The sequence below is a fragment of the Leminorella grimontii ATCC 33999 = DSM 5078 genome, assembly GCF_000439085.1.
Lineage (GTDB): Bacteria > Pseudomonadota > Gammaproteobacteria > Enterobacterales > Enterobacteriaceae > Leminorella > Leminorella grimontii.
In genome coordinates, this window is the sequence record NZ_AUUA01000014.1 from 62,984 (window position 1) to 81,844 (window position 18,861).

Consider the following 18,861-nt stretch of genomic DNA (forward strand, 5'->3'; position numbering starts at 1 on the left):
GCAAAAACCCCGACTCTCGTCGGGGTTCCCATTCTTATACCAAGACGGCTTACTTAAGAACTAGCGGCCGCAGGGCATATCTCCCATGCCCATCTGTCCTCCGCCCATTCCCATGTGGCCGCCGCCCATATGGCCGCCTCTCATGCCTTTATGCCCGCCGCCCATATGATTTCCCATCATCGGAATGCCGTCTTTGGCAAGCTGGGTATCAAGCGCTACGCGCTGTTGATAGATGTCGTCACGCAGCTGCATGATTTCTTTACTGACGGCCTGAACCTTTTGATCATCAACCGGGTTGCTGGTCAGCAAAGCGCGATATTCATAGTTTTTAGAAACCAGTTTCTGACGCAGATCGGCCGTTTTCGTACGGAGGTCGTCATGCGCTTTTTGCACCTTAGCCTGCTGTTCCTGGGTCAGATTGGCCATGTAGCCGCGATGATATCCACCGTATCCCATCTGTTGGCCGCTGGCGGCCGGAGCGGCGTTGATTGGCCCGCCGTTTTGGGCAATGGCGCTCACGCTGGCTAGCGCGGTTAAGGAGAGAACGGCAGCAATAACGGTTTTCTTAAAAGTCATAATCATCTTCCTTCTTTGGGTTACTCAATCAGATAATTGCCTTACGGCATGCTCAATGGGAATATTGCAACCACCGTGCCAACCTGATTACTGGCATGAAAATTGAATGGTAAAGAGAGCGTTAAGAAGGAAAAAATGCTGTTTTATAAATAGGTTATGCCTGAAAGCCGCCAGTAATAATGCCCCGTACCGGTAAGCATTAAGAAGGCGCTTTCTACAAGAGAGCAAAAAGGCGCGCAGAAAGCGAGTAATAATTACCCACAGCGGCTATAGTACGGGTAATTATTACTCGCCTCGGGTCATAACTACCCACCCCATAGGCAATGAGGTCCGCAATGTTTAAAACCGTGAAAAAAAGCCCCGGCCCGCTGTTTACTCTGCCGTCCTGGCTGTTTATCGGCTTTATCATGGTGTTGCTCGGCATCATCGTGACTATGGCAATCCGGGATCTTAATCGTAATCGAGACAGCGAGATCCAGACTCTGATGGAAAAAAGCGCCGTCCTTATCCGCGCCTTTGAATCCGGCACTCGAACCGGGATCGGAATGCGCTGGCGCAGAGAACAAAGGCAGGCGCTGCTGCAAGAGATGACCTATCAGCCGGGCGTTTTATACATCGCAGTAACCGACCCCTCTGGCCGAATACTGGCCCACAGCAACCCCGATATGATTGGCCGCAGCCTTTACTCTGAAAGCGAAATGAAAGCGCTGCAGCCGGGCTCCACCGAGCAGTGGCGGATGACCCGCGTTACTGACGAAAACAACGACGGGCAGAACGCCTTTGAGGTCTACCGCTATTTCAAACCCATGGCGCGCGCGGGCCATCGCGGACATATGGGAATGATGCATCGCCCGCCGCCGGAAGAGGCGACGCCGGAAGATGACGCACAGGAGCCGCAGGTAGTCTTTGCCGCCTTTGACACCAGCGCGCTGGACGCCATGCAGGCAAAAGACCTTCGCAACACGGGAATCTCTTTAGCCATCCTCGCACTGTTGGCGCTGGCGGGCGTTCTCGCCATGTTCTGGGCCAGACGCTATCAGCTATCAAGCCGCGAACTTCAGGTTTCCCGCACGTTTTCCGGCGAAATCATCAGCCATCTGCCCATCGGCCTGATTATGACCGACGCCCAATCGCGAATCGGCGTCGTCAATCAGGCGGCGGAAAAAATACTGGCGGCCGACTCGGCCAGCCTGTGCAATAGGGACATTGCCCAAGCCCTGCCCGCACAGTGGAAGCAGCTGGCGGAAGTCAGCCAGCGCCAGAGACCGGTCATTGAGCAGGAGTTGGATATCCGACTTAGCGACGGTCGGCTCATTCCCCTGAGCATTAGCGTCGCAGGAATAAAAAGCGACGACGGCGGCTTTCTGGGCAACGTTTTTCTCTTCCGCGATATGCGAGAAGTGCGTCAGCTACAGGAAGAGGTGCGCCGTAAAGAAAAGATGGCGGCGATAGGCAACCTGGCCGCCGGCGTCGCTCATGAAATCAGAAACCCGCTCTCGTCGATCAAGGGTTTCGCTAAATACTTCGAAGGCCGCTCGGCGCAGGGCAGCGAAGAGAGAGAGCTGGCTCAGGTCATGACGAAAGAAGTCGACAGGCTTAACCGCGTCGTCACCGAGCTGCTTGAGCTGGTGCGCCCTTCCGATCTCAAGGAGCAGTTGGTCAATCTTAACGACGTTATCGACCACTCGCTGCTGCTTATCCGTCAGGATGTTCAAGCTCGAGGAATATCCCTACGCTTCACCCGCAACGACGCGCTTCCCGACGTCAATATCGACCCGGACCGTTTCACGCAGGCGCTGCTGAACCTGTACCTGAACGCGATTCAGGCTATCGACCGCGAAGGCGTTCTGAGCGTCACTTTGGAAAACGCACAGGAAGGAGGCATCAACGTCATCGTTCAGGACAGCGGCAAGGGCATCGAACCGGAAGATCTCGCCAACATCTTTAACCCCTATTTCACCACCAAGGCTTCCGGCACAGGACTGGGGCTGACTATCGTGCAAAAAGTGATTGAAGAACATCAGGGGAAAATCAGCGTCACCAGCCGACTCCGGGAAGGTACGCAATTTACGATGAACATTCCCGTCCGGCGCGAGACGGGCAGCCAAATTGAGGAGGCATCGGGTAATGATGAGCCATAAACCCCACGTTCTGGTCGTGGACGATGACATCAGCCACTGCACGATTATTCAGGCCCTGATGAAGGGCTGGGGCTTTGATGTCACCCTGGCGCACAACGGCCTTGAGGCGATAGAACGCGTCAAGCAAACGCCTTTCGATCTGGTGCTCAGCGACGTACGCATGTCCGAAATGGACGGCATCGCAGCGCTGAAAGCGATAAAAGCCTACAACCCCGCTATTCCTATTCTTATCATGACGGCCTACTCCAACGTCGAATCCGCCGTTGAAGCCATCAAATCCGGCGCTTACGATTACCTAACCAAGCCGCTGGACTTCGACATGCTGCGCCTGACCATTGAGCGGGTATTGGAACACGCCCGTCTGAAGACGGAAAATCAGGATCTCAAACAGCGCCTGACGCTCGATAGAGAAAACATGATAGGCCGCAGCCCGCAAATGCGCCGACTGATGGACATGATCGCCACGATCGCGCCATCGGAAGCCACGGTGCTCATCTGCGGCGAATCCGGCACCGGTAAAGAGCTGATTGCCCGTTCCGTTCACGCCAACAGCGCGCGTAAAGACCGGCCGCTGGTTACCGTAAACTGTGCGGCATTAAGCGAATCGCTTTTGGAGTCCGAGCTGTTTGGCCACGAAAAAGGCGCTTTTACCGGAGCAGACAAGCGGCGTGAAGGCCGATTCATGGAAGCGGACAAGGGGACGCTGTTTCTGGACGAAATTGGCGAAATGTCGCTCCTGATGCAGGCCAAGCTGCTGCGCGCTATTCAGGAGCGAGAGATTCAGCGCGTCGGCAGCAACCAGACGCTAAACGTCGACGTTCGCTTGATCGCCGCCACCAACCGCGATCTCAAGGCAGAAGTGGACGCGGGCCGCTTTCGTCAGGATCTGTACTACCGACTCAACGTCGTTACGATAGACAGCCCTCCGCTTCGCGAACGCACGGAGGATATTCCCGTATTGGCGATGTACTTTATGGAAAAATTCGCCGCCAGAAACCGTAAAACGGTCAAAGGCTTTACGCCGCAGGCGATGGACATGCTGCTGAAGTACTCCTGGCCCGGCAACGTGCGGGAGCTTGAAAACGCCGTCGAGCGGGCGGTCATTTTACTCAGCGGCGACTACATCAGCGAAAGGGAGCTTCCTCTCTCAATCAATCAGTTTCTGGAAACGGCGCAGAATGGCCTCGAAAGAGATCCCAATGCGCCTATCCAGCCGCTGGAACTGGTAGAAAAAGAGGCCATTCTGACGGCGCTGGAAAAAACCGGCGGCAATAAAACCGAAGCGGCCCGGCAGCTCGGCATTACGCGAAAAACGCTGCTGGCCAAGCTGCAAAAATAGCCTCTCCTGCGGCCGCTGCGCCTGGCGGCCGACGCTTTCACTTTTAATAGAAAAAGTCTCAGGTTTTTATTGTGTTATGTTTGCGTAAATCCAAACGCGCCGGTATATATAGTGGACGGCCTTCGACTCATTCTATGGAAATACCAGATGCCCAACATACACGTGACTTACACCCCAAACCTGCCCGCCAAAGAGAAGCTGGACGATTTTGCGCTGCAAATACACAGCGCGCTGGCGCCGGTTATTGCGTCCGATGCGAGCAACTTCAAAACCTACCTTATCCCCATTGCCCACGCCGTTATCGGACTGGGCAATAAAGAAAAGGCCGTCATGCACGTGGATTTTCGCATGTTCGCCGGGCGCAGCGCGGCGGTGAAGCAGGAAGTGGCCAAGATAATTTTGACCAAGGCCAAAGCGCTTTTTGGCGCAGCCGGCGGTATCGAGACGGAAATTACCGTTGAAGTCGGCAACCTGGATAACGACAACTATCATAAGGTTATCGTTAACCAATAAGCCGACGGGTTACTCTTTCTTACTCTCCCTCTCGGGGAAAATCAGGCTGGCGAGGATCCCCAGCGCGAGCGCGGCCAGCACGACCAAAAGGCTGGCCGAAGCGCTGATGTTATAGCCGTGATGCCACAGGTGGTTGCTGGCGTTTAGCGCCAGCTTTACGCCGACGAAAAACAGCAGGAAGATGACCGCCTTTTCCAGATGCACCAAGTGGTTGCGCAGCGCCTCAAGCACAAAGTAAAGCGTTCTTAGCCCCAGCACGGCAAACATCATGGCGGAATAGACGATCAGCGGTTCCCGACTGACCGCGATCACCGCGGGAACGCTGTCAAAGGCGAACATCACGTCGGACAGCTCGACAACCGCGACGCACAGCAGCAGCGGCGTCGCGTAGCGTACGTTTTTCTTCACCGAAAACTGAAAGCCTCGATTCTCCGGGCGGGCTAAATCCTCTTCGATCTCTTTCGCACTGACCAAAAAGCGATGGCCAACAAGTTTGGGATAAACGGGAAAGAACAAGCGAACCAAGCGGTTAGCCGGGTGATTTGAGTAGTCTTCAATCTCGTCGCCGTCGTGCTTGGCGCGAAGCATCATCACCGCGGTGCCAAAAACCACCAGCGCGAAAACCATCTCAACCCAAGGGCCCAGCGCCAACAGCCCGGTACCGACGGCAACAAAAATACCGCGAAAAACGATGGCGCCAATAATGCCCCAATACAGCACCCGATGGCGGAAACCTTCCGGGATCTTAAACCAGGCGAAGATCGCCATAATCACAAACAGGTTGTCTACCGACAGCACCTCTTCCAGCGCATAGCCGGTCAGATAGAGGCTGGCGACTTCAGCCCCGTGTCGGAAATACAAAAACGCGCCAAAGCCCAGGCCGATTGAAAGCCAAAATACACACCACGCCGCCGCATTTTTCAGACTAATCGGCTTATCCTTTCGGTGCGCGATAAGATCGATAGCAAGGGCGGAAACGGCAAGCACGACAAATACCGTCACCGTCAACGTCGGGAAACCAAGGCCGGACTGTTCCATAAAAGATAAAACCTTCAGTGAGCGAAAGCGGATGGGATTTTAATTAAGGGGGAGATTATACCACTCCCATGAAAAGAAAGGGGCGGTAGGCGATAAAAAGCGAGCCTGGTGAGAATGCGGGAGACAAGGCGGAGGCTGAAAAGCCCCCGCTGCACGGGTTCGGGTTAGACGAAGGCGGCTTAATAATTTACCCAGCGCCGCCTAATCGGCACCATAAAAGCCGCACGATAAATTCGCTCAATCGCCCGCAATGCCCCGTCGCCCCAGCGTACGCAGGCGGTACGGGCCAACAGGTTAGCAAACACCGCAACCGCTAACGCTCCCGCCATGTCCAGCGGCCAGTGAACGCCGAGATAGATGCGCGACCAAGCGATCGCCGCCGCCCAGGCCATAAACGCAGCCCCCTGCCGATAGCGCCCGCAGAATAAAAAGGCTAAAGCAAAGGTAAAGGCCGCGGTGCCGTGGTTGCTGGGGAAAGAGGGAGACGACGAATGGGCAAGCAGCTGATAGCCCAAACCGTCAACAAAGGGCCGGGCATGGGGGAAAAGCGCCGCTATAAGCTTCGCCGCCAGCATCCCCAGCGCCAACGCAATGACGGCCCTTAAGGCGAATGGCCGCTGGCCGCGCCACAGCCAGTCTACGACAATCCATATGGGAACAATCATCATGGCCCATTGGGCAAAAAAATAGGCGATGGCGGTTAGCCACTCGGGAGAGTTTGGCGTGCCGTTGATAGCCAAAAATCCGACCTGATTAATGTGTTCAGTAAACGTCATCCGTCGCCTCGCGCGGTTTTTCAAAGCTTAAACGGGCGTTTCTCATGCAAAATGCCCCCATTCACCGCAAGCGTAGAGCGTAAATATGAAAGAAATCTTAAGAACCGATTGCGCACAATTTCCAACCGATTTCCTCGTCAGGCGCTATGATGATGTAACGAATAAAAAAGCCCTATGTAAGGAGGAGTAATGCGTATACTCGTTGTAGGCGCAGGCGCCGTCGGTGGTTACTTTGGCGGGCGGCTTTTACAGGCGTCCCAGGACGTCACCTTTCTCGTTCGCCCCACCCGCGCGCAGCTGTTAAAAAAGAACGGCCTGGTGCTTCGCAACCCGCAGGAACCGGTCATCACCTTTTCCAATCCTCCAATCGTATTGGAACAGGACCTCACCCCCACGTTCGATCTGATTTTGCTAAGCTGTAAGGCCTACGATCTCGACGGCGCAATGAACTCATTCGCCCCGGCGGTAGGAAAAGAAACGGCGATTCTGCCGCTGCTTAACGGCATGCGGCACGTTCAAACCCTCAGCGACCGGTTTGGCAAAGAGAAGATACTCGGCGGCCTGTGCAACGTCGTGGCAACGCTTGATGAAAGCGGCGCCGTTCATCGCATGACGCCCGTTCATAACATCACCTTCGGCGAGCTGGACGGAACGTCGTCCAAACGCACGCAGGCCATTACTGAAGCGTTTAGCCGGGCTGAGTTCAACTCACAGCAAAGCGACAACATTTTGCTTTCCATGTGGGAAAAGTGGCTGTTTCTCTCCTCCCTTGCCGCCAGTACCTGCCTGATGCGGGCGCCGATAGGCGAGATTGTCGCAGCGCCGGGGGGAAAGGCGTTCATTTTGGCCCTGATAGACGAAATCAAAAGCATCGCCCAGGCCTGCGGCTATTCGCCAAGCGCCGAGCGCGCGCATCAAATGCTGACAGAGCCGGGTTCTTCGTTGACTGCGTCCATGTATCGCGATTTACAGCAGGGATACCGAATCGAGGCCGATCAGATAGTTGGCGATCTTTTACTGCGGGCGAAACGGGCGGGCTTCGCCGACGATGCGCTGGTACGACTGCGGACGGCCTACGTTCATATGAAGGCCTATGAGAGCCAGCGTAAAGAGCAAGCCTAAAAAAAACGGCGCGCCCCGTCGACACAGGGCGCACCAATCAACAACCAAAAAACCACCTCAACAACAACGGTATCGGTCAGCGCTGCTTATCAGTCTGGCCGTAATATGCGCCGGGCCCGTGCTTGCGATTAAAGTGTTTATCCATCAGATAACCATCAATCGGGCGCAGGCGCGGATTGATTGAGCAGGCCACCCAGTCCATGTGGGCCACTTCCTCCATCACCACTGCGTTATGCACCGCGTCGTGCGCATCCTTTCCCCAGGCGAACGGGCCGTGCTGATACACCACGACGCCCGGCGTATGCAGCGGGTTGACTTCCCCCAACGTCTCGATAATCACGCGCCCGGTGTTCAGCTCATAGTCACTCTCAACCTCCGAACGGGTCAGCGCCCGCGTGCAGGGAATATCGCCATAAAAGTAGTCCGCATGCGTGGTGCCAAGCGCAGGGATCGGCAACCCGGCCTGCGCCCAGGCGGTCGCGTAGGTTGAATGGGTATGTACGATGCCGCCTATCTGAGGGTAGCGCCGGTAAAGCGCCAGGTGCGTCGCCGTATCCGACGACGGGCGAAAGTTTCCCTCAATCACGCGGCCCTCCATATCGACCACGACCATGTCCTCCACCCGCATCGTTTCGTACGCCACGCCGCTCGGCTTAATCACGACGGCGTTCCGCTCGCTGTCGATAGCGCTGACGTTTCCCCAGGTGAAGGTCACCAGCCCGTGGCGAGGCAGGTCCATATTGGCTTCAAAGACCTGCTGTTTTAACGCTGTGATCATAAAACCGCCTCCATGGGCAGGCCGGCGTTGGCCATCCTTCGCTTCACCCAGTCCCGCGCGTCCTTTACTTCCTTGATGGGATCGTCGGCGCTTTCGCTCCACATCTCAATCAGATAGGGCCCGCAGTAGCCGCAGTCCTTGAGCGTGGTGAAACAGCGTTCAAAGTCCACGACGCCTGTGCCAAACGAGACGTTTTTAAACACGCCGGGGCGGGTATCCTTGATGTGGACCGCGACAATGTGACCGCTGCCCGCCTTAAGTTCCATCTGCACGTCGTTATCCCAGGCCGACAGATTGCCAATGTCGGGATAAAGCTGAAACCAGGGGTTATTCAGATAGCTGGCGTATCCCAACGCTTTGCTGATGGAATTCATCAGCGGATAGTCCATGATTTCCATCGCCAGCGTCACCTGTGCGCGGCTGGCCATCTCCACCGCCTGCTTCAGGCCGTCCCGAAAGCGGGCTCGGGTTTCGTCATTGGCCTGCTGATAATAAACGTCGTACCCTGCGAGTTGGATGACCCGAATGCCGACGTCCTGCGCAAGCTGAATAGCCATGCGCATGATCTCCAGACCGCGATTTCGCACCTCATCGTCTTCCGAGCCCAGCGGAAAACGGCGATGGGCGCTAAGGCACATGGAAGGCACCCGAACGCCCGTGGCGGCAACGGCGTTAACCAAAGCCAGGCGCTGCTCTTTGTTCCAGTCAAGCCGCGCCAGTCGGGCATCGCTTTCATCCACCGACATCTCAACAAAGTCGAAGTCCAACTCGGCCGCCAGGTTCAGGCGCTCAAACCAGTCTTCTCCCGGCGGCAGCGCCTTTTCATAAATGCCGAGCGGTACGGCTTTACGAAGCATAGGCTTCTCCTTATCCCCAAAGCTGGGCAATGGAACGTTTGAACTGCCGGGCGGCCTCAACCGGGTCGGCGGCGTCGCGAATGCTGCGCCCGGCAATGAAGACGTGGATCGGTATCCCCTTGAACAGCGGCAGGTCTTCCAGCGCCAGTCCACCGGTCACCGTCACCTTAAAGCCCATGTCGGACAGGCGCTTAACCGCGCTAATATCGGCCTCGCTCCAGGCTACGCCTGCCGCCTGCGCATCCCGGCTGCGGTGATACACCACCTGTTCGATGCCGGCCTGACGCCATTCCTGCGCCTGCTCCCAGGTCCAGAACCCCGTCAGTTCGATTTGAACGTCGCCGTTAAACTCTTTAGCAACCTCCAGCGCCCCCTTTGCCGTATTGATATCGGCACAGCAGATGACCGTAACCCAGTCGGCGCTGGCCTCAAAACACATGCGCGAAAGGATTTTCCCTGCGTCGGCGATTTTGGCGTCCGCCAAGACAATCTTGTGTGGATAGAGCGCCTTTAAATCACGCACCGCGCGAACGCCTTCACCGACGCAAAGGATGGTGCCGACCTCAATAATATCGACCTCTTCGGCAATCAAACGGGTAGTGCGATAGGCGCTGTCCAGCGTCTGGTTATCCAGCGCGACCTGCAGCATGGGTAAAGCGTGAGACATCGTATTTTCCTCGTTAAGTTTGTCGTTACGCCGCCGAAAGCGCGGCATCCGTGGCGTCAATCAGCGCCAGTACGTCCTGAGCCGTCCGGCAGGCGCGCAGCCGGTCAAAGTTCTCCTCATCCTCAAACAGATTAACGACCTGCATGATGCCGACCTCCTGATGGGTATTGGCGTCAACGGCGGCCATCGTGATGAGAATGTCCACCGGATCGTTGTCTTCATGATTAAAGGCTATCGGCTTTTTCAGCGTCACCAGGGCAAAGCCGGTCTTTTTGACGCCCTCCTCCGGGCGACCGTGCGGCATAGCCAGACCGGGGGCAATAACAAAATAGGGGCCAAAGCGCTCAACGCCGTCCAGAATAGCCTGGTAGTAACGAGGCTCAACGACGCCCGCCTCTACCAGCAGGTCAACGCCTATCCTGACCGCTTCCTGCCAGGTGCCGGCCTCAGCCTGTAGGCGAATCGAGTTATTTTCAGCCAGAGAATCACGCAGCTTCATATTCTCTCCTTCCTATTTGACATCCTGTGGAAAATGCGCCCTGATAACGTCCATCAGCTTCGGTCCGAAGTCTTCAGCAGACAGCATATTGCGCACGCCGACAACGTACTTATTCCCCGTCACGCTTATCTCATCGGCAACGTGGGTTGAAGCGACGATAATGTCAGCGCTTCCCAGCTCGGCCTTGTATTCCCCTACGGCGCAGCTGTTCACCGAATGGCTTACCCCCTGCTGCGTTAAAAACTGATCGACCTTCATTTTCATGATCATTGAACTGCCCTGCCCGCAACCGCATACGGCTAAAATGCGTACTGTCATGATTTATTCCTCAGTAAGTGAGTTTGCAGAGTTTACGGAAGAGGCCGTAAACCGTTTTTCCCTATCTTCTTCACGCCGCAGGCTGCGACCGGCGAAGAACATGTAGACCAGCGCTATCGCGACAACCACGCCGAGAAACCACAGCCCGAGCGTCAGCCCCTGCATCAGCGGCGGCGCGAGGATCGACCAGTCGGCCATGCCCATCCACGCGCTAAGGCCGGTCAGCTTTACCGCCCAAACGCAGCCAAAGATTTCAATCATCCCCATACATAAGCAGATCTTGAGCGCCGCGCGCCAGCCGCCGAAGTGGTTGGCAAAGACGCCTATTGTGGCGTTGGAAAAAAACATGGGGATAAAACCGGGGATAATCACGATAGGCGATCCGACCGCGATAAGAATGCCGACGGCAATAAGCTGGCCGATAGTGCCCCACATGAATCCCCAAACGACGGCGTTGGGCGCGAAGCTATAAATTGCCGCACAGTCAATCGCCAGCACCGCGCCGGGTATCAGGCGCTGGGAGATGCCGTTGAACGCCTCGGACAGCTCGGCAACGAACATACGCACGCCCTGAACGATGATGAAAATGGCGACGGCGAACTGGAAGCCGGTCTGGATGATATAGACGGACCAGTGGGTTTTCCCCGCCATCTGCTGCACGGTATCGAGCCCGAAAGAGACCAGAATTGCGCCAAAAAACACCGTCATCACGATGGCAGTAGAAACGATGTTGTCGTGGAAAATATTCAGCCAGCCCGGCAGCTTAAGGTCCTCAACGCTTTCCTCCTTTTTCCCCAAGTAGGGCGCCAGCTTGTAGGCTATCCAAGAGGCGAACTGCTGCTGGTGCCCGATGGAGAAGCCGCAGTTGTCCGTCACCTGCTGAGTCGGCTTAAACATCATGTTGGACGTAATCCCCCAGTAAAGGGAGACCAGCACGGCGGTGCACACGATCGTCGTCCACATCGGATAGCCCAGAATAAAGAAGAATACGGCGATAAGCCCCGCCTGCTGGAACATGATGTGTCCCGTCAGCATGATGGTTCGAATGCCGGTTATCCTGCGCAGCAGAACGTATGTGATGTTCAACGCCAGCGCCAATAAAACCGCATATCCTACCCAGCTGTAGGCGTCGCCCATGCGTTCGATAGTGGCCATCATGGAGGCATAGGTGTCGGAAATTGCGCCGTTAATGCCGTAAACTTCCGACATTTTGGCGACAACGGGCTTGAACGTTCCGGTTAGAATGCCGGAACCCGCCTGTAGCAGCATGAAGCCGATAATGGTCTTGATTGTCCCTTTGATGATGACCGTTGCGCTTTTACGCAGCAGCATATAGCCAAGGCAGGTTACAATGCCCAACAGCAGAGGAGCATTGGTCATTACCTGATTGAAAAAAACGGTAAAAATGGTGTAGAGGGTTTCCATAAAGCACTCCATTCAGCACTCGGTGGACCCGTAGCTCGATAATTGTTTTCTGCTTCCCATGAGCGACAGGCTGTCTTGTTTTCCCGCACACTCTATCAATCAAATTTGATCACAAAAAGATTAAATTTGACTATATGTGATTTATATCCCAACTTAATTATTTCAGTAACTATTAGGTTTCTTACCGCCAAAGCCAAATCAGAGACATTCTCATTACCTTGAATAAAATGAGAATATCCCCTCATGCTTCCTTTATCTCCGCCTCTCAATGGAATAAAAAGCGTCCGATTATTCTGGAAATAACGTTTTCAATCTTAGTTATAAAATGATATTTTCATGAAAATTTAATCATAAATAATCTTTTTGTGATTAAATATGACTACAACATAATGCAATGAGGAAAGACGCCATGAGTAAAATTGACGCCATCACCAGAGAATCCTGGATTTTGAGTACGTTTCCTGAATGGGGGTCCTGGCTGAATGAAGAAATAGAACAGACGGAAGTCGCGCAGGGCACGTTCGCCATGTGGTGGCTAGGCTGTACCGGAATCTGGTTAAAATCGCAGGGCGGCGCCAACGTCTGCGTCGACTTCTGGTGCGGTACGGGCAAGCAAAGTCACGCGAATCCGCTAATGAAAACCGGCCACCAGATGCAGCGTATGGCGGGCGTAAAGAAGCTTCAGCCTAATCTGCGAACGACGCCTTTCGTTCTCGATCCGTTCGCTATTCGCCAGGTGGACGCGATTCTTGCGACCCACGACCACAACGACCATATCGACGTTAACGTCGCGGCGGCGGTAATGAAAAACTGCAGCGCCGACGTCCCCTTCATCGGCCCGCAGACCTGCGTGGATATGTGGATCGGCTGGGGAGTGCCTAAAGAGCGCTGCATCGTGGTTAAGCCTGGCGACGTGGTAAAGATTAAAGATATCGAGATCCACGCGCTGGACGCCTTTGACCGCACCGCGCTCATTACGCTGCCCAGCACAGAGAAAGCCGAAGGCAAGCTGCCGGACGGCATGGACAAGCGGGCGGTCAACTATCTGTTCAAAACGCCGGGCGGCACCCTGTACCACAGTGGTGATTCGCACTACTCCAACTATTATGCCAAGCACGGCAACGAGCACCATATCGACGTAACGCTGGGCTCCTATGGTGAAAATCCCCGCGGCATCACGGACAAAATGACCAGCGCCGACATCCTGCGCATGGCAGAAGCCCTTAATGCCCGAGTCGTTATTCCATTCCACCACGACATTTGGTCGAACTTCCAGGCCGACCCACAGGAAATCCGGGTTCTATGGGACATGAAGAAAGACCGGCTACAGTACCAGTTCAAGCCCTATATTTGGCAGGTGGGCGGCAAGTTTGTCTGGCCGTTAGATAAGGACAACTTTGAATATCACTATCCGAGAGGATTTGACGACTGCTTCACCATCGAGCCGGACCTACCGTTTAAATCATTCCTGTAATTGCTCAGACGCTATGCGCGATAAAACATAAGCCGGACATTTCCGGCTTATGTCATTTCCCTCATTTGAGAGTAGGCGACGGGCTTTGTTTCAAATATAATCACCGAGTAATCACTAAACTTCCGGACTTTTCATGACTGAATCACAAAGACACCAGATTATTCAGGAAATGCTGCAGCAGGCTGGCTTCGTTACCGTTGAACAGGTCATTCAACGCCTGGACGTCTCACCGGCGACCGCGCGTCGGGACATCAACAAGCTTAACGACGCCGGCAAGCTGAAGAAAGTCCGCAACGGCGCTCAGGCCGTTAGCCAAAACCGCATCGCCTGGACGCCGATGAACATCCATCAGGCGCAAAATCACGATGAGAAAGTGAAAATCGCCCGGGCGGCTTCCCAACTGGTGAAGCCCGGAGAAAGCGTGGTGATTAACTGTGGCTCCACCGCCTTTCTGCTAGGGCGGGAGATCTGCGGCAAAGATGCGCAAATCATTACCAACTACCTGCCGCTGGCTAACTTTCTGATTGAGCAGGAGCACGACAGCGTGGTCATTATGGGCGGTCAATACAACAAGAGTCAGGCGATCACCCTGGCGCCGCAGGACGGAGACGCTTCCCTCTATGCCGGGCACTGGATGTTTACCAGCGGCAAGGGGCTGACTGCAGACGGCCTGTACAAAACGGATATGCTCACCGCCATGGCGGAACAGAAAATGCTCAACTACGTCGGCAAGCTGGTGGTGTTGGTCGACAGCAGCAAGGTCGGGCAGCGTGCGGGCATGCTGTTTAGCCGCGCAGATCTTATCGATATCGTCATCACCGGGCAAAATGCCGATCGCGGCATCGTAGAACAGCTTATCGCTCAGGGCGTTCAGGTCATTCTGGTTTAGCCAAGGGCGTCTTCGCCCTTAAACCAAAAACAGCGTCGCCAGCCCCAAGAAAATGAAAAAGCCCCCCGTATCGGTCAGCGCAGTAATCATCACGCTGGAACCGATAGCGGGATCGCGGCCCAACTTGTTCATCGTCATAGGGATAATCACCCCCATCAGCGCCGCCAGCAGCAGGTTTAGCAGCATTGCCAGCGTCATCACGCCGCCCATCGGCAGGCTGCCGTACAAAAGCCAGGTAATCCCACCCATTACGCCGCCCCAGACCACGCCGTTAATGATGGCGACGCCCAGCTCACGCAGCAGCATGGCGGGAAGATCCCGAGAGCTAATGTGGTGCAGCGCCAGAGAGCGCACGATCATCGTGATCGTTTGATTGCCGGTATTGCCACCAATACCCGCGACAATCGGCATCAGCGTCGCTAAAGCAACCAGTTGCTCAATGGTGTGTTCAAACAGCCCAATCACTCTGGAAGCGATAAACGCGGTGCACAGGTTTACGAGCAGCCAGGTAGAGCGCTTGCGAACGGAGGTCATTACCGGCGCAAAGATGTCCTCTTTTTCCGTCAGGCCGCCCATTCTGCGCAGATCGCTGTCGCTTTCCTTTATCACGACGTTAACGGCGTCTTCTACCGTCAGGCGGCCAATCAGCCGGTTTTGATGATTGACCACGGCGGCGCTTATCAGGTTATAGCGCTCAAACGCGCCGGCGGCCTCTTCCGCATCGTCACTGGGCAAAAAGGTCACGGGATCGGTAGCCATCAGAGAGGCCACCTTGGTGGCCGGTGGATTAAGCAGGATATCGGTAACTTTTAGCTCGCCTAGCAGGTGGTTATCTCTGTCGATGATGAACAGCTTGTCCGTAGAGTCGGGGATAACCTTTTTTCTATGTAAAAAACGTAAAACGACGGCCAGCGTAACGTCGCTGCGCACGGCGATAATATCGAAATCCATCAGGGCGCCGACCTTGTCCCTGTCCAGATGAATAACTTCCGCTATCCGGGCGCGCTGGCCTGCGTCCAGTGAGGCCAGCAGCTGCTCGACTAGATCTCTCGGCAGGTGAGCGGCCAGATAGGCCTGCTCGTTCAAGTCCAGATGCTTCAACACCGACAGCAGCTCACGGTCGCTCATGTCGTCGATCAGGCTATCCCAAACGGCGTCTGACGCTTCCACCAGCGTCTTGCCGCGCTTGCGTTCGCTGAGCAATCCCCAAATCGCGTGACGCTTACTCTGCGGCAGTGATTCAAGCAGGTCCGCGATGTCAGCGGCGTGCAGGCCGTTAACCAGCTCGGTGAGCTCCTGACGCTCCTGAGCCAGCGAGCCGTCGGAAAGGCTGGTGCTGCGCTTACCGTAATCAATCGAAGCCACGAGCAGACGATCCGACAGCAGCGCCAAAATGCGCTGCCGGTTCTGTTCAAGTTCAGCGTTGGAGAGCTTTTCGCCCAGCTTCAGACCGTCAGTCATAAAAAACCTTTTATCATTCATTTTACCAGCCGCTGTGCCTAAAGGACGGCGGCATACCAGAACCCGCTTGCTTAATTATGGGTAAAAGTCGCGGAATATCGTGAAAAAAGACAAACGCGTTGATAGAAAATACGGGCATTGTACTTTTTTAACCCACCTAGCCTACTACCATTCAACTAAATTCCCCTAGCAACGCCTGTTACCCATCAAACAAAGTTAAAATCATGTAACACAATAACGAAATCACCACGCTTTATCCGCTTTTCTTTACAAAATATTCAAAAGAAAAACCTCCACACTCGTCGGAAAACGCACTCTTTTGTTGCGACCAAAGAGAAGGTATCGCCCACGTTTCGAGGCTGAATTAAAGACGGGCAGAGTGAAAGATTGTGGATAAACCCACGCGCAGCCCGTTGACTAAAAGCGAGCTATCGGGCTTTTGAACGCGGATGGGAAAAAGTGATAACAGGAGCCGTAGAAAACGATTCGACCGTGGTTGAAGGACATCCGACCGATGCCCTTTCATTTTAATGCCAGCGTTCAGACAGCGTCTTTAAATTTTGTCTCCTTTCCTCACGGGAAACGGTTTTTATACAGTCTACGCCAAGGACATTGTCAACGACGACGCTGTCGCCCCATTCCCAGCCGCCTTCGTCTTTTTCAGTAATCGTTGAAAAGACGTAACCTAAGCCAATCATATAAACAACCCACTGGGGAGACGTTGAAAAGCACTCCCCCACTTCCCCGGCCTGATTTTCATGCACATAAACCTGCTTAATGCAGCTTTCGCTATGACTATAGTGGACGGCGGAAATGAGATAATCAGCCAATTGAATAAGCATATAAAAACCCTTTTTATTTTTATTGGCTTTTTTAGAAAAGAAGCTTCTTCCACCGTAAAGATAAACCTTCGGTACAGAATTAAAACCGCTTTACGAAAGATTATGCCCTTTCGTTGAAATAACAAAATCGACATACATCATTAAAAGCCGATGAATTACTGAAATATGTTAATTAAAGAAAAGTGAAGGCGACAAGGGATATAAAAAAAATTCACGACGAACGTACAGCAAATTTATTATTCAATAAGGCTCGATAAAGAAATATTAAAAAATGACAAACGGCCTATAAACAACGATGAGTAACCTCATATTGTTAACTAATACGATCTTATCTATTCTATAAAAAACGTGAATACGAACGATTTTTCTTTCTCGTCCGCATTCACATATCGAAAAACCTAGTGAGATTTATCTACCAGCAGCGTTTCCATCAGATCCAGATCGTAGAGCACCTTCACCATCGTTTCGTTGCTAATCTTACGTGTCGCCCTTAAGTGGTAGAGTTCGGCCCGCTCGGCTCTCAGCGCCGTCAGGCGGAATCGGCGTTCAAGTCGCTCATCTTCTATCGTCCGCGCGCGCTCGTCGTCGGTATAGATTCTCTTACGCAAAGTGCCGATAACCCGCGAGCTGACCTCGGTCAACAGGTGGGGGTCTACGTTCTCCTCGCTGCTGGCCTCAATTCTATCGCGCAATTTCTCCAGGCTTACGATCCCAACCTCGGCCATGGTGGCCCAAGCCAGACGGGACTCTTCTTCCAGCGTCGCCCCGTCGCTGCTTTTTATGCCGCGCAGCAGCAGCGGCAGGATGATGACCCCCATCACCAGAGAAAAAAGGATCACGCCGGTCGCCAAAAACACCAGCTGATAGCGGGCGGGGAAAGGCAGACCGCTGGTCAATACCAGAGGTATAGACAGCACGCCTGCCAGCGTGATGGCGCCACGAACGCCGGCAAACGTGGCGATAAACAGATCGCGCGCCCGATAGCGGTCAAACATCAGCGGGCGCTTTTTCAGGAAACGGCGGCTATAAAGCCGCATCAGCCACAGCCAGCTAAAGCGCATCAGCATCAGGGCAAAATAAATCCAGACAACGTCCATGAACAGGTGCCAGGTTTCAATCGTCGGATCGCTTTCCGCTTGCAAAATAGACGCGGAGAGAATATCCGGCAGTTGCAGGCCCAACATAATGAACACCAGGCCGTTAAATACAAACTCCAGCATACTCCAAACGCTGTTGGCCCGAAGGCGCATGGTCAAAGGCGCATTGCGGATAACGCCGGACTGACCGATAGTCATCCCCGCCGCGACTGCCGCCAGAATGCCGGACATATGGAAGTGTTCAGCCACCAGGTAGGCAGCAAACGGCAACAGCAGCATCAGCACGATTTGCGTGGCCGGCTCATCGCCGCTCCAGCGGCTAAACAGGCGAAGCGATTTACTGTAAAGCCAAGTCACCACCACGCCGGAGGCAATACCGCCGAGAGAAACAATCAAAAAGTCGACCGTCGCGCCGTAAACGGTAAACTCCATCGTGCCCATCGCAACGGCTACGGCAAGCTTTAGCGATACCAGACCTGAGGCGTCGTTCATCAACGCTTCGCCTTCCAGTACGCTCATAATTGATTTGGGGATTTTACCCTCGCCGACGATGCCGCCCAGCGCCACGGCGTCCGTCGGCGATAGTACGGCGGCCAGCGCAAAGGCGGCGACTAGAGGAATGCTGGGGATAATCAGGTGAATAAGATAGCCCACGCCGACGACGGTCAAAACGACCAGCACCAGCGCCAGTCCGAGAACCTCCCGCCCGTGGTGCAAGAACTCTCTTAGCGGCGTTCTCCAGCCGTCGGCAAACAGCAAAGGCGGAATAAACAGAACCAGAAACAGCTCAGGGTCGAAGTTAACGTGAAGGCCAAACGTAGGCCAGGCCAGCATCGCACCGCAGGCAATCTGCATCAGCGGCAAAGGCACCTGGAACGGTAACATCCTTGTAACGACGCCCGAAAGCGAGACGATCAGAATTAGAATCAGTATTGTAAAAAATATTTCCATATCTTGCCCCAGGCTGCAGAACCAAAAACGTTTATAAAATACCACTATCTGGGTCACAGTCTGCACAAAAATATGCGATTTCGCCCAGGTAAACGCAC

Annotated in this window: 18 protein-coding genes; 6 read left to right on the forward strand and 12 right to left on the reverse strand. The window is 54.3% G+C overall.

Annotated features, from left to right (window positions below):
* Window positions 1-60: 60 nt before the first annotated feature.
* Entirely contained in the window at window positions 61-576 is a 516-nt protein-coding gene (locus G544_RS0114650) for a periplasmic heavy metal sensor (RefSeq protein ID WP_027275299.1), read from the reverse strand.
* 335 nt (window positions 577-911) lie between these two features.
* On the opposite strand from G544_RS0114650, the gene G544_RS0114655 reads away from it, so the two are divergent.
* The 3 genes from G544_RS0114655 to G544_RS0114665 all read left to right on the forward strand — a co-directional run bounded on the left by G544_RS0114655 (window position 912) and on the right by G544_RS0114665 (window position 4,569).
* The gene (locus tag G544_RS0114655) at window positions 912-2,717 is read left to right on the forward strand and encodes an ATP-binding protein (RefSeq protein ID WP_036024202.1); all 1,806 of its coding nucleotides are present in this window, start codon (window positions 912-914) and stop codon (window positions 2,715-2,717) included.
* Window positions 2,704-4,056, forward strand: a complete 1,353-nt coding sequence (locus tag G544_RS0114660) for a sigma-54-dependent Fis family transcriptional regulator (RefSeq protein ID WP_027275301.1) — start codon at window positions 2,704-2,706, stop codon at window positions 4,054-4,056. The genes G544_RS0114655 and G544_RS0114660 overlap by 14 nt, the downstream gene beginning before the upstream one ends.
* A 147-nt stretch (window positions 4,057-4,203) precedes the next feature.
* Window positions 4,204-4,569: a 5-carboxymethyl-2-hydroxymuconate Delta-isomerase gene (locus G544_RS0114665; RefSeq protein WP_027275302.1), complete on the forward strand. Its 366-nt coding sequence runs from the start codon at window positions 4,204-4,206 to the stop codon at window positions 4,567-4,569.
* A 9-nt stretch (window positions 4,570-4,578) separates the two neighbouring features.
* Here the strand turns inward: G544_RS0114665 and G544_RS0114670 are convergent, their stop codons facing one another.
* Together G544_RS0114670 and G544_RS0114675 are read right to left on the reverse strand one after the other, a co-directional pair.
* Complete coding sequence (locus G544_RS0114670; RefSeq protein ID WP_027275303.1) at window positions 4,579-5,607, reverse strand: TerC/Alx family metal homeostasis membrane protein; 1,029 nt, start codon at window positions 5,605-5,607, stop codon at window positions 4,579-4,581.
* A gap of 179 nt (window positions 5,608-5,786) precedes the next feature.
* Window positions 5,787-6,383, reverse strand: a complete 597-nt coding sequence (locus tag G544_RS0114675) for a phosphatase PAP2 family protein (RefSeq protein WP_036024204.1) — start codon at window positions 6,381-6,383, stop codon at window positions 5,787-5,789.
* Window positions 6,384-6,572: 189 nt separating this feature from the next.
* Between G544_RS0114675 and panE the strand changes: the two genes are divergently transcribed.
* Window positions 6,573-7,505: a 2-dehydropantoate 2-reductase gene (panE, locus tag G544_RS0114680; RefSeq protein ID WP_027275305.1), complete on the forward strand. Its 933-nt coding sequence runs from the start codon at window positions 6,573-6,575 to the stop codon at window positions 7,503-7,505.
* Window positions 7,506-7,581: 76 nt separating this feature from the next.
* Here panE and G544_RS0114685 read toward each other — a convergent pair whose 3' ends face one another.
* From G544_RS0114685 to G544_RS0114710, 6 genes are read right to left on the reverse strand one after another with little or no spacing between them, the layout of a single operon-like run.
* Window positions 7,582-8,280: an L-ribulose-5-phosphate 4-epimerase gene (locus G544_RS0114685; RefSeq protein WP_134389248.1), complete on the reverse strand. Its 699-nt coding sequence runs from the start codon at window positions 8,278-8,280 to the stop codon at window positions 7,582-7,584.
* The gene (locus G544_RS0114690; RefSeq protein WP_027275307.1) at window positions 8,280-9,140 is read right to left on the reverse strand and encodes an L-ribulose-5-phosphate 3-epimerase; all 861 of its coding nucleotides are present in this window, start codon (window positions 9,138-9,140) and stop codon (window positions 8,280-8,282) included. The genes G544_RS0114685 and G544_RS0114690 overlap by 1 nt, the downstream gene beginning before the upstream one ends.
* Before the next feature lie 10 nt (window positions 9,141-9,150).
* Complete coding sequence (locus G544_RS0114695) at window positions 9,151-9,807, reverse strand: 3-keto-L-gulonate-6-phosphate decarboxylase UlaD (protein WP_134388959.1); 657 nt, start codon at window positions 9,805-9,807, stop codon at window positions 9,151-9,153.
* Between the two features lie 25 nt (window positions 9,808-9,832).
* Entirely contained in the window at window positions 9,833-10,306 is a 474-nt protein-coding gene (gene ulaC / locus G544_RS0114700) for a PTS ascorbate transporter subunit IIA (protein ID WP_027275309.1), read from the reverse strand.
* Window positions 10,307-10,318: 12 nt separating this feature from the next.
* On the reverse strand, window positions 10,319-10,624 hold the full coding sequence (gene ulaB / locus G544_RS0114705) for a PTS ascorbate transporter subunit IIB (protein ID WP_027275310.1): 306 nt from the start codon (window positions 10,622-10,624) through the stop codon (window positions 10,319-10,321).
* Between the two features lie 3 nt (window positions 10,625-10,627).
* Window positions 10,628-12,049 carry a PTS ascorbate-specific subunit IIBC gene (locus tag G544_RS0114710; RefSeq protein ID WP_027275311.1) on the reverse strand — a complete coding sequence of 474 codons (1,422 nt, stop codon included), beginning with the start codon at window positions 12,047-12,049 and terminating at the stop codon, window positions 10,628-10,630.
* Between the two features lie 409 nt (window positions 12,050-12,458).
* Between G544_RS0114710 and ulaG the strand changes: the two genes are divergently transcribed.
* A complete protein-coding gene (ulaG, locus tag G544_RS0114720; protein ID WP_027275312.1) occupies window positions 12,459-13,523 on the forward strand; it encodes an L-ascorbate 6-phosphate lactonase in 1,065 nt (354 codons plus the stop codon).
* Between the two features lie 133 nt (window positions 13,524-13,656).
* Complete coding sequence (gene ulaR, locus G544_RS0114725; RefSeq protein WP_027275313.1) at window positions 13,657-14,412, forward strand: HTH-type transcriptional regulator UlaR; 756 nt, start codon at window positions 13,657-13,659, stop codon at window positions 14,410-14,412.
* A gap of 18 nt (window positions 14,413-14,430) precedes the next feature.
* Here ulaR and mgtE read toward each other — a convergent pair whose 3' ends face one another.
* The 3 genes from mgtE to G544_RS0114740 all read right to left on the reverse strand — a co-directional run bounded on the left by mgtE (window position 14,431) and on the right by G544_RS0114740 (window position 18,763).
* Complete coding sequence (gene mgtE, locus G544_RS0114730; protein ID WP_027275314.1) at window positions 14,431-15,873, reverse strand: magnesium transporter; 1,443 nt, start codon at window positions 15,871-15,873, stop codon at window positions 14,431-14,433.
* A 527-nt stretch (window positions 15,874-16,400) separates the two neighbouring features.
* Window positions 16,401-16,715 carry a hypothetical protein gene (locus tag G544_RS20700; RefSeq protein ID WP_051155777.1) on the reverse strand — a complete coding sequence of 105 codons (315 nt, stop codon included), beginning with the start codon at window positions 16,713-16,715 and terminating at the stop codon, window positions 16,401-16,403.
* A 398-nt stretch (window positions 16,716-17,113) separates the two neighbouring features.
* Window positions 17,114-18,763: a Na+/H+ antiporter gene (locus tag G544_RS0114740; RefSeq protein WP_027275315.1), complete on the reverse strand. Its 1,650-nt coding sequence runs from the start codon at window positions 18,761-18,763 to the stop codon at window positions 17,114-17,116.
* Window positions 18,764-18,861 lie beyond the last annotated feature (98 nt).